The 16,436-nt window shown below is 49.3% G+C and carries 12 protein-coding genes; all 12 read left to right on the top strand.

Features of this window, described 5'->3' with window-relative positions; genetic code table 11:
- Positions 1 to 64 precede the first annotated feature (64 nt).
- The 12 genes from SATMO3_RS27705 to SATMO3_RS27650 all read left to right on the top strand — a co-directional run bounded on the left by SATMO3_RS27705 (position 65) and on the right by SATMO3_RS27650 (position 16,359).
- Positions 65 to 1,330 (top strand): dicarboxylate/amino acid:cation symporter, encoded by a 1,266-nt coding sequence (locus tag SATMO3_RS27705; protein ID WP_371373973.1) that lies wholly within the window; start codon positions 65 to 67, stop codon positions 1,328 to 1,330.
- A 612-nt stretch (positions 1,331 to 1,942) separates the two neighbouring features.
- Positions 1,943 to 3,238, top strand: a complete 1,296-nt coding sequence (larA, locus tag SATMO3_RS27700; RefSeq protein WP_371373971.1) for a nickel-dependent lactate racemase — start codon at positions 1,943 to 1,945, stop codon at positions 3,236 to 3,238.
- A gap of 118 nt (positions 3,239 to 3,356) precedes the next feature.
- Positions 3,357 to 4,373: an ABC transporter substrate-binding protein gene (locus tag SATMO3_RS27695; RefSeq protein ID WP_371373968.1), complete on the top strand. Its 1,017-nt coding sequence runs from the start codon at positions 3,357 to 3,359 to the stop codon at positions 4,371 to 4,373.
- Between the two features lie 165 nt (positions 4,374 to 4,538).
- Complete coding sequence (locus SATMO3_RS27690; RefSeq protein WP_371373965.1) at positions 4,539 to 5,339, top strand: ABC transporter permease; 801 nt, start codon at positions 4,539 to 4,541, stop codon at positions 5,337 to 5,339.
- 1 nt (position 5,340) lies between these two features.
- Entirely contained in the window at positions 5,341 to 6,138 is a 798-nt protein-coding gene (locus tag SATMO3_RS27685) for an ABC transporter ATP-binding protein (RefSeq protein WP_371373962.1), read from the top strand.
- An 18-nt stretch (positions 6,139 to 6,156) separates the two neighbouring features.
- Positions 6,157 to 7,329: a pyridoxal phosphate-dependent aminotransferase gene (locus tag SATMO3_RS27680; RefSeq protein WP_371373959.1), complete on the top strand. Its 1,173-nt coding sequence runs from the start codon at positions 6,157 to 6,159 to the stop codon at positions 7,327 to 7,329.
- Between the two features lie 240 nt (positions 7,330 to 7,569).
- Positions 7,570 to 10,272, top strand: a complete 2,703-nt coding sequence (locus tag SATMO3_RS27675) for a chemotaxis protein CheW (protein ID WP_371373956.1) — start codon at positions 7,570 to 7,572, stop codon at positions 10,270 to 10,272.
- Positions 10,273 to 10,314: 42 nt separating this feature from the next.
- Complete coding sequence (locus tag SATMO3_RS27670; RefSeq protein ID WP_371373953.1) at positions 10,315 to 12,639, top strand: methyl-accepting chemotaxis protein; 2,325 nt, start codon at positions 10,315 to 10,317, stop codon at positions 12,637 to 12,639.
- 44 nt (positions 12,640 to 12,683) lie between these two features.
- Positions 12,684 to 13,997, top strand: coding sequence for a diguanylate cyclase domain-containing protein (locus tag SATMO3_RS27665; protein ID WP_371373950.1), 1,314 nt, complete (start codon positions 12,684 to 12,686; stop codon positions 13,995 to 13,997).
- 15 nt (positions 13,998 to 14,012) lie between these two features.
- Entirely contained in the window at positions 14,013 to 14,807 is a 795-nt protein-coding gene (locus SATMO3_RS27660; RefSeq protein WP_371373947.1) for a response regulator, read from the top strand.
- A 61-nt stretch (positions 14,808 to 14,868) separates the two neighbouring features.
- Positions 14,869 to 15,975, top strand: a complete 1,107-nt coding sequence (locus tag SATMO3_RS27655; protein ID WP_371373944.1) for a glycosyl hydrolase family 18 protein — start codon at positions 14,869 to 14,871, stop codon at positions 15,973 to 15,975.
- Positions 15,976 to 16,059: 84 nt separating this feature from the next.
- The gene (locus tag SATMO3_RS27650) at positions 16,060 to 16,359 is read left to right on the top strand and encodes an MTH1187 family thiamine-binding protein (RefSeq protein ID WP_371373941.1); all 300 of its coding nucleotides are present in this window, start codon (positions 16,060 to 16,062) and stop codon (positions 16,357 to 16,359) included.
- Positions 16,360 to 16,436: the final 77 nt, after the last annotated feature.

Below are 16,436 nucleotides of genomic sequence, written 5' to 3'. Positions count from 1 at the left end.
AGAGACATTTACATTAAATTCTGAAAAGAAATGCAAGCTTAAACTACAAAAGGAGGTACTATCAATGTCTCACGTTCAAGCTGAGAAGCCGAAAAAAGGCATGGGCCTTACAACACAAATTTTTATCGGTCTTATCCTAGGTGTAATTTTTGGCTATGCGTTCCCTAAGTATGCGGTTGAACTGAAACCGGTCGGTGACATGTTCATTCGTATGATTAAAATGATTGTTGTACCGTTGGTATTCAGCTCACTGGTTATGGGGATTGCCGGCACAGGCGACTTTAAAAAGCTGGGCCGCCTGGGTGTCAAAGCCATTCTCTGGTTTGAGATTGCCACGACGCTGGCGCTCATTGTCGGTCTGCTTGTTGTTAATGTATTCCAGCCAGGCGTTGGTGTTAATGTTGTCGCCGGTGATGCGGGCGCTGCCGCCGCCGCCGCCAAGAAAACCATTGACATGACGCAAATGCTTGTCAACATTGTTCCTACTAATATCGTGGATGCTATGGCCCGCGGCGATATGCTCCAGATTATCTTATTCTCGACCTTCTTCGGTGTAGCAGCTGCTGCTATGGGGGCAACCGGCAAACCGGTTGTGGATCTGTGCATCAGTGTTGCCGAGATTATGTTTAAATTTACCTGGTACGTTATGAAGCTTGCACCAATCGGTGTATTTGCCCTGATTGCCTTTACTGTCGGCAAGTTTGGTCTGGGGATGCTTATTCCACTGGCCAAGTTGATCGGTTCATTGTACTTTGCGCTGGTTGCCTTTGTACTCCTGGTATTGTTCGGTGCATCAATGGTTATCCGCGTAAACTTCTTCCATCTGTTAAGAGCCCTGAAAGAACCAATTCTTATTGCGTTCTCAACTGCTTCCAGTGAAGCGGCTCTGCCTATTGCCATGGAGAAACTGGAAAAGTTCGGTGTTCCCAAGCACATTATCACGTTCGTACTGCCGACAGGCTATACCTTTAACCTGGACGGATCGACTTTGTATAGTGCACTGGCGGTTGTGTTCATTGCCCAAGTATATGGCGTGCCGTTTGATATCTCTCAGCAAATCCTTATGGTTCTCACCCTTATGCTGTCGACCAAAGGCATTGCCGCTGTACCAGGCGCATCGCTTATCGTTATTGCCGGTACTGCCGCCGCCTTCGGTCTGCCTGTCGAAGGCATCGGCATCATTCTCGGGGTTGACAGGATTCTCGATATGGCCCGTACGGCCTGTAACCTCATCGGCAACTGTGTAGCCGCCGTTGTTGTTGCCCGCTGGGAAAAGGAATTACCTGACGAAGTATTAAAAGTGGCTTACGCACAAAGCTACGAAGATTAATAGTAACTTAAAAAAGGAGCTGCCTCAGGGCAGCTCCTTTTTTGATATAACAGAAATTATAAGTTTTGCGAATCGCTGAGGCCATATAAAGCAAATGGTGCCAGGCACAAAGCCCGGTGCAGGCGACCATTATACAACGCTGCGCCGTTGGCGCTTAACCTCCGCTTATGCATAACGGCCGCCTGCGCCTCAGTAAGTTTACGCCCAGGTTGAGCCAGGAGACGGTGATCCCGGCAACCCTGGTAACTCCCGTACCCCTCCGGCCTTTGCCGGAAAAGCGTTCCATAGGCTTTTAGAGGCTTTGGGCCTAGACCTTTTGTTACTTTGGGCAATGCCAAAAGTAAAACCCTGTCCCTTGTATTCCAGCATCATCTGACGTGTGCAAAGCCAAGGACCGCATTGGCGGTTTTTCTTATCCTGATAGAAAGTATAACTTTCGCCTGGATAAGGGCAACATCGGCTTCCGCTTTCGCCAAAGGCTCAGCGCAAGCCGTGTTTTCTTTATCCTAACAAAAAGGTTGTAATTTTTTACTTTAGCCCAAAAAAGGATAAAAGCAAAAATCATAGAATTAAGGTATATAAATAAAATTACCATATTGGTTGGAGACAGGTATGACTATACAAATTTCTTTAGCATACGGGCTGCAGTCTATGAGTGTCGATGTTCCGGAACAGCGCCTCGTTGGTATCCTGGACAGCCAGGACACACCTCATGTGCAGGATATTCCGGCGGCCGTCAGGGCGGCCCTTGACAATCCCTGCGGATCGCCGCCGTTGTGTGACATCGTGTCGTCCAACGACAAAACAGTTATTATTGCATCAGATATAACCAGACAATGGGTCAGGCACGACTTGTTTTTGCCGACATTGCTTAATGAACTGAACCGGGCCGGTGTGGACGACAGCCAGATATTGCTGGTAGTGGCACTGGGAGCCCACAGACGCCAGACAGCGGAAGAAAATGTTTTAACTTACGGTCAGGAAGTTGTCAGCCGGATTAAAATTGTCCAGAGCTATGCATCGGACAGTGCGGAATTTGTTGCAGTCGGTTGCACCGGCCGGGGTACCGAAGTGTTTATAAACCGCCATATAATCAGTGCGGATAAAGTCATTCTGACAGGCGGAATCACCTATCATTCCATGGCCGGGTTTGGCGGCGGCCGCAAAGCAATCTTGCCTGGGGTGGCGGGATATGCGACTATCCAGGCCAATCACCGGTTATGCCTTAGCCGGCAGGAGGGCCGGGGGCTTAATCCTGAGTGCCGTCAGGGCAGCCTGGAAACAAATGATATGCATTTGGATATGATGGAAATTGCCGCGATGATAAAACCTGCTTTCCTGCTCAATGCGGTTTTTAACGGGCAGGGTGATTTTGCTGCCTTTGTTGCCGGAAACTGGCAGGAGGCCTGGCTGGAAGGGTGCCGGATGGCTGCCGGGATTGCCAGTGTGCCTGTGGAGGAACTTGCCGACGTCGTTATTGCTTCGGCCGGCGGCTATCCAAAAGACATCAATTTCTATCAAGCCTCTAAAACTATCGAGAATGCCTGCCTGGCAGTCAGGCAGGCAGGTGCGCTGATTGTTGCCATGGAGTGCCGCGAAATTGATGATCCGCCGGATTTTAGCCAGTGGTTCAGCTATACTACTCTGTATGAGCGGGAAATGGCGCTTAGGAAAAGGTTTACTGTTCCGGGTTTCGTGGCGCTAAAACTAGGCTATATTGCCAAAGAACTGACTGTTATTGTAGTTTCACGGCCGGAAAATCAGCAGTTCCTGGAGCGGGCAGGCATGCTGTTTGCTCCGTCCCTTGATGCTGCTCTTGCAGTGGCTTCGCAAAAACTCGGGCGGGAGGATTTTTCCATAAGTATTCTGCCGCAGGGTGGAAATGTTGTTCCGATGAGGACAATTTAATCGGATGTATATTTATGCGGGATATTTTAATATTCTTGAAAGCAAGGCAGGAATATAGTGATTTATGACGAAATTAGTGAAAAAACCAGTATAAATATTATCTGAGGAGAGGGATTTCATGCAAAAGAGAATAATGGCGTTGCTGTTGCTGGTAGCTATGCTGGCTGTGGCAGTTGCCGGCTGTGGCGCCAGCAAACCCGCGGAAAAGGCTGCACCGCAGGCAGCAGAGAAAAAACCGATTATTATTGCCTATACCCCGTGGACAGGGTATGGTGCTCTATTTGTTGCTCAAGAGAAAGGCATGTTTAAGAGCAGGGGCGTTGACGTTGAACTGCAGGCGATTGAGGGCGTTGGTGACCGTAAACAGGCGCTGGTAGCCGGCAAAATCCAGGCTATGGCGGCTTCGCTGGATGTATCGGTATCGGCTGCCGGTGAAGGTGTGCCGATGAAATTCGTTTGGGCATTCGATTCTTCCAATGGCGCTGACGGGCTGATCGTGAAAAAGAGTAAAGGTATTGAAAAAATCGCCGACCTGAAGGGTAAAGAAGTGGCATTTCACCGGGGTTCGGCCTCGCATTTCCTGTTGTCTACCTTGCTTGAGAAAAACGGTCTGACAGATAACGATGTCAAAGCTGTCGATATGAAAGCCAGTGAAGCGGCATCCGCATTTATGGCCGGCAAAGTGGATGCGGCAGTTACCTGGGAACCGCATTTAGGCAAGGCCAAAGCGGCCGGTGAAACGGTTTTGGCTACCACCAAGGATACCCCCGGCCTAATTGCCGATGTACTGGCTTTCCGGGAAGATATGGTGAAGAATAATCCGGATACTGTACAGGCTGTTGTCGCAGCATTAGCCGAAGCTACCGAATTTATGAGCAAAAACCCGGATGAAACCAACAAAATTCTGGCCGCAGCTTTCAAAATGAAGCCGGAAGAGGTTGCAGCCGATATTGCAACCGTTAAGTTTTATGGTTTGAAAGACAATCTTGAGTTTTACGGCACTAATGAAAAACCAGGTCCTATTTATGATGTAGGCAAACGGGCCGGCGACTTCTATGTCAAACTCAAATTGTTATCACAGGCTCCTGACCTCAATAAGTATGTTGACAATACCTTTATTACTAAAGTCAAGTAGCAGGCTAGCCGGTAATGGGGCCGCGCTAGAGGCGTATGCGCTTCTACGCGGCCTTTCTTATACTGAAAGACAGTATATGTTTTTTTAGTATAAGGGCAATATCGGCTTCCACCTTCGCCAAAGCTCGGTGCAAGCCGTGTTTTCTTTATTTAAGGAGGATGTAGTATGGTCAAGTGCAAGTTTTTAACACCAAAAGCTGAAATTGCCGCGCCGCTGTATCTTACTTTAAGCGCATTGACCTTTATTTTGCTCGGAGTGGTCTGGTCGGCGCTTACGTACAGCGATCTAATTCCACCGATGTTTTTGCCGCCGCCGGACAAGGTAATTAAAGACGGCATTATCTTATTTTCCGAATTCAATTTGCTGGACGACATCTGGGCAAGTGTCTTGCGGGTCACAATTGGCTTTCTGCTTGCCGCTGTTATTGCAGTGCCGCTCGGAATTCTGATGGGTACTCTGAAAGTATGTGAAGCGCTGGTTGAGCCGCTCTTAAGTTTTATCCGCTATATGCCGGCTTCGGCTTTTATACCGCTTTTCATTCTGTGGCTGGGAATTGGTGAAAGCGAAAAGATCGCCGTTATATTTTTCGGAACCTTTTTCCCATTGGCCCTCATGATTATGGATGTCACCAAGAACGTGCCCCATGATCTAATTGAGACCTCTTACACGTTGGGTGTATCCCGCCTGGGTGTGTTTCGCCGGATCATCCTGCCCTCCAGTATGCCGGGCATTATCGACACGCTCCGTATTGCTTTCGGCTGGGCCTGGACATATCTGGTGGTGGCCGAAATTGTGGCTGCCGGCTCGGGTCTGGGCTATATGATTATGCAATCCCAACGTTTTTTAAAGACTGGAAATATTATTGTCGGCATTGTTGTTATCGGCATTATCGGCATTCTGATTGATGTGGTATTCAAATGGCTGTACGCCAGAATGTTTCCCTGGATGGGCAAAGGAGGACGGTAGCATGACTGATGCGACACAGGATAAGTTACTCATTGAAGGGGTAAGCAAGATATTTACCAGTAAAGAGCGTCAGGTAACCGCACTGGCAGAGGCCAGTTTTACCGTGAAACCCAGCGAGTTTGTCACCATCCTGGGGCCGTCAGGCTGCGGCAAATCAACGATATTGAAGATTGTCGCCGGACTTGAAGCGCCGACTTCCGGGCGCGTGCTCTTGGACGGCCGGGAAATAACCGGACCGGGACGCGACCGGGGAATGGTTTTTCAGACCTATACTTTGTTTCCGTGGTTGTCGGTGCGCCAAAATATAGAGTTTGGCCTGGATGTCGCCGGTAAAAGCGTAAACGAGCGGCGGGAGATCTCTGAGCACTATATTGAGAAGATCGGCCTGAAGGGCTTTGAAAACTTTTTCCCCCGCGATTTATCAGGCGGTATGAAACAACGGGTGGCTATAGCCCGCGCTCTGGCTAACGACCCCGAAGTTCTCCTGATGGATGAGCCGTTTGGCGCCTTAGATGCCCAGACCAGAACCGTCATGCAGGAATTATTGCTGGATGTGTGGGATGAATCCCATAAAACCATACTTTTTGTTACCCATGATGTTGACGAGGCGGTATTCATCGGTGATACAATTTATGTAATGACTGCCCGGCCAGGGCGAATCAAGGCCCGGATCGAGGTAGAACTGCCCAATCAGCGGACTTTTGATTTAAAACTTAGCGAAGAGTTTATGAAAATCAAACGGGAAGTTATGGGACTTATCCGGGAAGAAGCCTGGAAAGCAGCCAACACCAATACATAATGCGCGGAGGGACCACCCATGAAAAATTTGTCCAGAATTACTGAGACTTTTTCCGAATCGGTTATTCGTGAGATGACCCGGATTTGCGACGAGGCAGGCGGTTATAACTTATCCCAGGGTTTTCCTGACTTTGAGAGTCCCAAGGCTATTCGGGACGCCGCTGTCCGAGCGATTGCGGAAGGGCTTAACCAGTATCCGGTTACTTTCGGCGAACCTGAGCTCAGAGCGGCCATCAGCCGCAAAGTTGCGCACTATAACGGGATAACCTGCGACCCTAAGACAGATATTACCGTGACCTGCGGGGCTACCGAAGCCATGATTGCCACATTGAAAGCTCTGATAAACCCCGGTGATGAAATTATCATTTTTGAACCGTTTTATGAAAACTATGGCCCGGATTCCATTCTATCCGGCGCCACACCGCGTTATGTGACTTTGTACGGACCTGACTGGCACTACTCGCCGGCGGAGCTGGCAGCTGCATTTAATGAAAAAACCAAAGCCATTATCATTAATACTCCCAATAATCCGACCGGTAAGGTCTTTTCGCGGACGGAACTGGAGGAAATAGCCGCTTTATGCGTAAAGTGGGACACCTATGCGGTGGCGGATGAAATTTACGAGCACATACTCTACGACGGCGCAGAGCATGTTTCCATTGGCTCTCTGCCGGGCATGGCGGAGCGGACAGTCACGATTAACTCTATCTCTAAAACCTACTCGGTTACTGGCTGGCGGGTAGGCTGGGCAATCGCCGCACCGGAAATTACCCAGCGCATCCGGAAGGTTCACGACTTTTTTACTGTGGGCGCACCTACTCCTTTTCAGCACGCCGCCGCCGAGGCCATGTCCTTTGGACCGGAATACTATGAGGACCTGAAAAGTCACTATGGCGAAGCCCGGGACTTTATTCTGGCCGCGCTGCGGCAGGCCGGTTTTAGCTGCGAATTGCCCCGGGGAGCTTACTATGTGCTGACAGACGCCAGTAGTGTTATGGAGCGCCTGGGATTAACCGACGATACCGCTTTCAGCCGTAAACTGATTGAACTTACCGGCGTAGCTACCGTGCCTGGTTCTTCCTTCTATGTCGAAAAGAACAAAGGCAGCAGGCAGGTACGGTTTTGCTTCTGCAAAAAGTGGGATACCCTGGAGGCGGTTGCTGCGGCACTGACCACCAAGCTGCCTAAATAATTAGATTTGGATTTAGTCTGATGAAGGATTCCTCATGATGCATATGACTGAAGCGTGGCTCTGGTTAAAGAGCCGCGCTTTTTGTTTGCATAGCGGCGGTATACCAGTGGAGCAAATCCATTGGCAAAAAATAATGCAGGCTTTTCAATTATTTTGTATAAGAAGGCGTGACAGAGAAAAGGAATTTTGACAATTGATGTCAAAATTCTCAGTAAAGTGTTTTCCGGGAGGTAAGCGGCGGTGCACCAAGATAATTTATTTGAGGATTTTGTTCAGGAAGCGCGTAGTTATATTGCCGATATGGAAGCCTGTCTGCTAGCCCTGGAACAGGAAAACTATGAAGATGATACGGTAAACCGGTTGTTTCGAGCAGTTCACACCATCAAAGGAACGGCTGCTTTTTTTGATTTGACTACTATTGTCGAGTTGACACATACCCTGGAGAATCTGCTCGATCAGTTGCGCAACCGGAAATTGCCGGTTACTTCCTCACTTGTGGATATGCTGCTGGCAGTAACTGATTTTTTAAAACAGCTTGTCAATCAGCCGGCAGCTAGTCAGAGTAAGGATATCGGCCAGGTGCTGGCGCAAATCCGCTCTTTTCTTGCTGCGCCCGAGCCCGCTCCCCAAACATTGCATGATGCCTGGGAATTGTGGGATCAGCTTATTGTGGAGTCAGCATCACAGACCTATGCGGAATCTTCTTTGCCGCCGCCGGCACCTAGTGAAGGAGCTCAGACCTTGCCGACGACGAGTCCGCCACCTGACAGCAGTTTTGTACTCCCGATTGTTCCGGTTGCGGCCCAACCGCCGCCCGAGGAGCACGCCGGCGCCAGGGGCGTGGAAGATAGTATCCGGGTCGGGGTAGAGCTGTTAAACGATTTGCTGAATATTGCCGGGGAGATGGTATTGAGCAGGAATCAACTGCTGAAAATTGTGGAGGCCGGCGGGCGGGAAATCCCCAACCTGGAGTTAGTGACCCGCAATATCGATTTTATGACTACCAGGTTGCAGGAACGGGTGATGCAGGCCCGGATGCAACCGGTGTCTCACATATTCAGCAAGATGCCGCGAATTGTCCGGGACCTGGGCCGGAAAATTGGCAAAGAAGTCGACTTGTTAATAAAAGGTGAAACCGTTGAACTTGATAAAACAATTATGGAAGGGCTTTTAGAGCCGCTCACGCATTTAGTGCGTAATGCCATTGATCACGGACTGGAGCCGGCTGAGCAGCGGCGTCAATTAGGCAAGCCGCTGGCGGGGAGGCTGCTGTTAAAGGCCAGTCATGAGGCCGGCAAGGTAATTATTGATGTAGCGGACGACGGACGGGGCATTGATGTTGAGAAGGTGGCGCGCAAGGCCATTCAACAAGGTTTGGTTGAACCGGCGTTAGCCGCGACGCTGGAAACCGGCCAGATTTTATCATTCTTGTTTCATCCGGGATTCTCAACTGCGGAAAAGGTTAGTGATATTTCCGGACGTGGCGTTGGTCTTGATGTAGTAAAAACCAGTATAAAAAAGTTAGGCGGAAAAATTGAGATAATTAGCGAGCAAGGTGCCGGTGCGACATTTCGCTTGATGATGCCGCTTACCCTGGCCATTATTGCCAGTATTATTGTGGAGTCGTCCGGGCAACTATTTGCTTTACCGCAGGTCAATCTGAAGGAATTTGTCCTGTTGCAGCCGGAGGAGAGCCGGACAACCGTGGAATTTGTCAGAGAACACCCTGCTCTATATTTAAGAAACGAGCTCTTGCCGATTGTCAGGCTGTCACGTGTTGTTGGTCTTGAGGAAAATGAGAATTGTCCCGATACTGAGTATTTCCGGCAGCAGAATCGAATTTTTTCCTTTTTGGTGGTAAAAAGCGGCTATCGTCAATTTGCCTTGGAAGTCGACCGCATTTATGACAGTGAGGAAATCCTGGTTAAACCGTTGCCGCCTGCACTTAAAGACTGCAACTGGTATTCCGGCACCACCGTGCTGGGGGACGGACGTATCGCCATGATTCTTGATACCGAGAACCTAAGGGTTAAAGCCGGAATTTTTTTAATTGAGGAAGAGTTTGCCCAACAAAACAACGACAACCTAATGGCTGCTCGGTCTAAAAAGGCGGCTGACAGTCAGCGGTTGCTCCTGTTTCGCTGCTCAGGCGGAGAAACTCTGGGGCTGGATCTGGGAATGGTGGCCAGGGTGGAGGAGATACAAGCAACGCTGCTGCAAAGTATTGGTGAGCATGAATATGTCAGTTTTCGTGGCAAGTCCCTGCGGGTGATCCGACCTGAGTCCTGTTTGCCCATCAAACAAAAGGAGCAAGAAAGTCAAATTTTATATTTGATTATTCCGCGGCTGATAAAACGGCCGGTAGCGCTCATAGCCCACGAAATCATTGACATTATCGACACCGGTGCCGTTTTGGATACCGAGGTAATCAGTGGCTCGGGTGTCATTGGCTCCACGCTGGTTGCCGGGAATATGGTTTTACTGATCAATTTATACGAACTGCTGGAACTTGCAGACCCTGCCGGACAGCCCGGCTTTTTGCCCAATGCGCCGTCAACTGAACGCAAGATACAAGTGCTGTTAGCTGAGGATACGCCGTTTTTTGCCCGCATGACCAAAGGCTATCTGGAGTGGGCCGGCTATGACGTTCTGTTGGCTGAAAATGGACGTGAAGCGTTGAAACTGCTTGACAGTAAGCCGGTAGATATTATTGTCAGTGATATTGAAATGCCGGTTATGGACGGACTGGAACTTGTACAGACAATCCGGAGTGACGAAAATTTGCGGCATTTACCTGTTATCGCCTTAACGTCTCTGAGCCGCCCGGATCAAAGAGAACGGGGACTCAGGGCCGGTTTTGACTTATATGAAGTCAAACTGGACCGGGATACATTGCTGGAAAGTGTGGCATTACTTCTGAAAAAGAGGCTGAAGACTGGGTAGCTGCCGTTTGGTACCAGAATAAAGGTTGAAAGAGGGATGTTGGTGTTTAATTTTCGCAGTATTAATTTTAAGTTAACGGTTACCGTCCTGCTTGTTATTACTGTTGCTCTGGCCGCATTGGCAATCAGCGCTTATATTTCTGCACGGGATGTTATTGTCAGCAATATAAACAAAGAGCTGGAAGACCGGGCCCATAACGTTTCGGAAGATATGGCGCTATGGTTTGATATGAAAAAAGGTGAAGTAGCTGCTATTGCCGCATCCCCTATCCTGGAAAAAGCCAGGCGGGATGATTCGCTCGCCTATATTGCCGCCGAGGCTAAGCGGTTAAACGGCTACGAAATTCTTTTGGCCGGTAATGACAAAGGTGATTATTTTACCAGTGCCAATCAGACGGCCAATAATATGGATCGCGATTATTTCAAAGCAGTTATGGCAACCGGTGAAACATATGTGTCTGATCCGTTGGTAGCCCGTACCGCCAAGAAAAATGCTGTGATTGTAGCCGCTCCTATCCGGCATAACGGTAAGACCACAGGCTTGGTTGGCGGCTTGGTATTGTTGGAAAATTTGGAAAAACGGTTAAAAATGGACAATGGAGTCAAGGGAGCATATGCCTATCTAGTGCAGGCGGATGGGGTGATTATTACCCATCCTGATCCCGGCTATGCGATGAAGAAGAATATTTTTACGGAATCCGGCATAGATGAAAAGACAAAAACGGCATTGCGGGAGGCAGTTGCGGGGCGGATTACGACCAGCAAATACGTAAGTTCATACACCAATAAGGAAGAGTTTGTGGCTTTTGCCCCCATAAGAGGTACAAACCAGTGGGTGGTTGCAGTTACCGCGCCAGTTGATCAAACGATGAGCCTCTTGAGCCGGCTTGGTGTATTATTTACCATGGCTACAGTGATTTTGTTGATTGCTGCTATTGTTGTCTTACGCTACTCACTGAAACGGATGATAATCAAACCGTTATATAATCTGAAACAGCTAATGAGCAAAGTTGAAAGCGGCGATTTTTCCGCCCGGGTTGAAGTCCGGTCCGATGACGAACTGGGCGTGCTGACAGAAGCCGTAAATCAAACAGTAGGCCGCATCAGTCATACCATGGGGCAAATTAACATGGTTGGCGGTGAACTGCGCCAGGCCGTGGCTGTATTGCAGGAAATCTCGAATGGAATGGCGGCCAACAGTGCGGCCACCAGTAACCGGGCAAGGGTGACCAGCGGCGCAGTGGAGGAGATTCTAGCGAAAATCAGTGATGCAGAAAGCTCTGCCGGTGAAACGGAAACCAATATAACCAATATAGCAGCCGCTGTTCAGGAAATGGCGGCAACGACGGCAAACTTAGCCGTAGTGGCGCAAAAAGTGGCGCAGGAAGTTAATCATGTAAGCAATGTTATTGATGGAATTTATACCAACACCAATCTGGTGACCGCTTCGGTGTCCGATATGTCAGCCAGTGTAGAGAATGTAATTAGTTCTGTCCGCGACATTAACGACTCCCTGGGTGAAGTCAGCGACAAATGTGAGCGTTCTATCAGGATTACGCAGGAAGCAAGGGATTTCGCCGGTGATACCCGCCGTATTATCAGTCAATTGAGTGATTCCTCCAAAACAATTTATAAGATAGTTAATATTATCAGCAGCATTGCCGGCCAGACTAATATGCTCGCGCTTAATGCCACCATTGAAGCTGCCAGTGCCGGAGAAGCGGGCAAGGGCTTTGCCGTTGTCGCCGGTGAAGTAAAAGAACTGGCGCAGCGCACCGCCAGAGCGACCGGAGATATTGGCCAGCAGCTGGAGGATATGCAGACCAATATGCACAATGCCGTTCAGGCAGTGGAGAAAATTACCCAGGTAATTTTCGAAATAACCGACATTACCGGCACAATCGGCCGGGCAGTATCTACTCAGTCCCAAACGTTAAATGTTATTTCCGGTGAAGCGGGCGCCACCGGACAGAAAGTGAATGCTATTGTAAAAGAAATTATGACGGTTAACGAGAACTGCCGGTCAGCAACCCGCAGTGCTGTTGACGCGGCCGAGGGCGTAGATAATATCGCCAACTCCACCGGAGAAATGTCAGGCGCAACTCATTCGATAGCTCAGAATGTGGAAAAGGCCTCGGCTATGATGGTTGCTGTTGTCGAGACCAACCGTGAGATTCTGATCAGTTCCAATGAAATAGCGGCCAGTGCGGCCGAGGTAAGCCAGACTTCAGTTGATACGGCGACGCAAGCCGATGAGACTAAGAAGTCGGCTGATAAGCTGGCTGATATGGCTACCCGGCTGGATAACCTGTTAAAGCAGTTCCGGTTTGAGCATAAGGATCTGGAGCAAGACGGGGGCAAGCAATAGGGAGTTATGGGCAGTGAGTGTAAGATGCAGGAGGACATGGCGTTATGAACAATCGAGCCGGAGAAATCATGGAAGCAGAACTTGCCGCCTGCCAGGCCAGACTGGCGGATTGTGAAGCCAAACTGGCCGGCCTTATCAACAATCCCAACGACTTTATTTGGGCTATTGACAGCCACTATCGCCTGACGGTGATGAATGATAACTTTCAGGATACTTACCGGTCGACTTATCAGGTTGAACTGGTCCCAGGCGATAGTGTGCTGGAGATAGTGCATCCCCATATGTCCGGTCAGTGGCGCAGCCTGTATACCCGGGCTTTGGCCGGTGAACGGATTGTAGAACAGCACGTCATGGGTGAAGGGGAAAGAAAACAGTTTTTTGATGTATTTCTGCACCCGATAAAACAAGAAAATAGAGTGACCGGAGCGGCTGTTTTTGTGCGGGATATCACAGCAAAAAAGCAGATGGAACGTCAGGTTCATCAGTTAAACCAAATGTACGAAATGATAATTGAAAATGCTAATGTCTGGATTACCGTACAAGACTGCGACGGCTGTTTTGTTATCTGGAATCAGGGAGCTGAAGCCATTAGCGGCTATTTGCAGGAGGAGGTCTGCGGGAACCGGCAAATAGCTGAAAAGCTGTATCCTGATGAGGAGTACCGCCTATATGTTGAACGCCAGATGAATAATGTCCGGAACGGGCATGTACTGGATAATTTATACCTTTCAGTCCGGAACAAGGAAGGCGAGCAGCGTATTCTGGCTGTCAATGCCAGGCGGATAGTAGACGAGACAGGGAAGTGCGACGGCATTTCCCAAATTGCCTTTGATATAACTGAACATGATCAGCGGGAAAAAGAGCTTACCTCTTATGCCAATACCGATTCACTAACCGGTGTTCTGAACAGGCGGACCGGTCTGGACGCGCTCCGCCGCATGCTGCAGATTGCGGTGCAGGACAAAACACCCATGTGTGTCTGCTACGCCGATATGAATGGGCTGAAAAAAATTAATGACACTTATGGGCACCAGGAAGGTGATGCAGCTATCATGACAGTGGCAAATACGATTATAGAAACCATAAGACAGTCGGATATCGTTTGCCGACTGGGCGGCGATGAATTTTTGATGGTTTTGGGAAATTGTACAGCACAATCGGCACGGCGGGTGAGAGAGGAAATTGGCCGTCGCCTTGCTGCCTATGGTCAGATGCGCGGCAAACCCTACTTTGTATCTGCCAGTATTGGTATCTGCGAATACAATCCTGTGCTGGATGAGACCTGTTGTGCCGAAGAACTCTTAGCCCGAGCCGACCGGGATATGTATCAGGAAAAATGGGCAAGTGTCAATCTGTAAAGGTGGCAAGGAAAGATGGCAAAAATTCTAATTGTGGACGATTCTTCGATTATGCGGCGCAGTATGAGCAGTATGCTTCAGCAGGCCGGGCATGAGATAGTGGCGGAGGCCGATAACGGGCTAGCGGCTTGCGAGCTGTATGCCACTTACAGACCGGATATCGTGACGATGGATTTGGCAATGCCGGACATGGATGGCTTAGAAGCCATGCGGCGCATTGTTGCTGTTCATCCGCTAGCGAAACTCGTGGTGATTAGCGCATTAAGCGGAAAGGATAAAATCGTGGCCGCCGTTAATGCCGGCGCCAGCCATTTTATCATTAAACCGATCACGTATGACAAAGTAGTCAAGGTCATAAAAACTGTGCTGGAAGGCAATATTGCGCCGGAGCAGAGACTCAAGCTGGCGACAAGGCTTACGGCCGATGAGGCGGCCCCTGCCCCGGAATTCCCGGTAGGGCCGGCACTAAGGGAAGAGTCGTCTTATATACTGGAGAATAAACATGGTAAATTTATTTCTATAACCGTTAAGCAGGGTATGAATACCGCACAAGCCGAGCAGCTGGCAACAGATATTGAGGACTGCCTGTTTACCGGCTACCGCCGGTTTTTATTCGATTTTGGTACTGTTACACAAATACAGGCTGAAGTTTTTGCTATTTTGACCGCTGCCGTTGCCAGTATTCAGGCCGAAGGCGGCCAGGTGCGCGCTATGGCCGAATCCGCCATATTTATTCGGTTTGTGCAAAGCAACGCCAAAGCGGTAGCAATAGGTTTAGCCAGTGTTTTGCGCCAGGTAGGTGAGCGATGAATAAGAACTGTCACCAGGCCAATACTATTGTTGAGAAATTCAATAATTAGTAACGGAAAGGGTGACAGTTTTGCGCGTTCATAAAGGCTATCAAGTAATTGCAGGTGCTCTCCTCGTTATGTTTGTTATCGCCGCTGTTTTGACCGGCGGCTGCGGTACCGCCAACAAGCCGGCGCCCAAGCCCCTGCCCGGCGATCAGTCCAAGCAGGGAGCACCGGGAAATGTAGTTATGCCGCCTCGCATGATAATCGGTTATTACGAGAATCCCTGGCCGGGGACACCTGACCAGACAGGTTCCTTTCCCAGTATGAAGGCTCATGCCAAGAGCATGACGGCAGTCGGCCCCTTCTGGTATAAAGCTACTAAAGAAGGCACGCTGGAAGCTAAGGACAGTCAGCTTGTTTTTGACACGGCACGGCAGTCAGGGCTGAAAATGTATCCCCTGGTGACGAATAAAACCGGATCGACCGACGATGTGCTTGGCGATCCGGCAGTGCGTACCAAGGTAACTGACAGTATTGTCAAGTTAGTGCAGGAAAAAGGCTATGACGGCATTAATATCGATTTTGAACTTCTGCCGCCCAAGCATAAGGATAACCTTACAGCCTTTATGGCCGAGCTATATCCTAAAATGAAAGCTATTAATAAGCAGGTCATTATTTCGGTATTCCCCCGGGTAGAAGTGGCTGAAGATGTTTCCGGCGCGTATGATTATCCGCAGCTAGCCAAGAATACCGACTTTCTCCAAATCATGACCTATGATAACCATTGGGCTACTTCTGAGCCTGGTCCTATTGCTCCTATCGACTGGTATGAGAAAAATATAAAATATGCTATTGAACAGGCCGGCGGCCCCCACAAAGTCATTATTGGCGTAGGCGCCTATGGCTACGACTGGGTCGGCAAGGAAGGCGAGACAATTAAATATGCTGATGCCATTGTGTTAGCAGAAAAAAATGGCGCCAAAATCAATTACGATGATAAGGCGCAGGCGCCCTGGTTTAAATATAAGAATCATGAAGTTTGGTTTGAAAATGACAAAAGTACGGCCGCCAAACTCGATATTGTAGCCAAGTATAATCCGGCCGGGATTGCCATCTGGCGCTTAGGCCAGGAACAGCCGGAAATCTGGGGAAGCATCGATAAAAAATTCCCGAAAGGTCAGTAAAATCTGCCTGCCGTGAGTGCGGCAGGTTTTTTTCTGCATAGTGCGAAATAATTCATTGTAAAGTAATAACCGGAGGCGAAAGCTATGGCTGTTGTGGAAGTAACCATTGTTCCCTTAGGAACAGGATCCCCCAGTGTTAGTCAGTATGTGGCCGGTTGCCACAAGGCGCTCGAGCAGGCTTCAGACCTGACTTACCAGTTAACGCCTATGTCGACAATTATTGAAGGAAAGCTTGACCGGATAATGGAGGTTATCCGCCAGATGCATGAGACGCCGTTTGCGGCCGGGGCCCAGCGGGTGTCTACCACCATCCGTATTGATGACCGCCGGGACAAAGAAATTACTATGTCCGGAAAAATGCAAGCAGTTATCGAGAAGCTTTAATAGCCAACAGCTGCGGCTAAAAAGTTCTTGACGTAAAACAACATTTTTTGCTATACTACAAGACAAGCCCCCGGCGC

Origin of the sequence: Sporomusa aerivorans (assembly GCF_041428895.1) — a bacterium.
Taxonomy (GTDB): domain Bacteria; phylum Bacillota; class Negativicutes; order Sporomusales; family Sporomusaceae; genus Sporomusa; species Sporomusa aerivorans.
The sequence above is the reverse complement of the archived record's forward strand: the minus strand, read 5'-3'. Positions and strand labels throughout refer to the sequence as shown.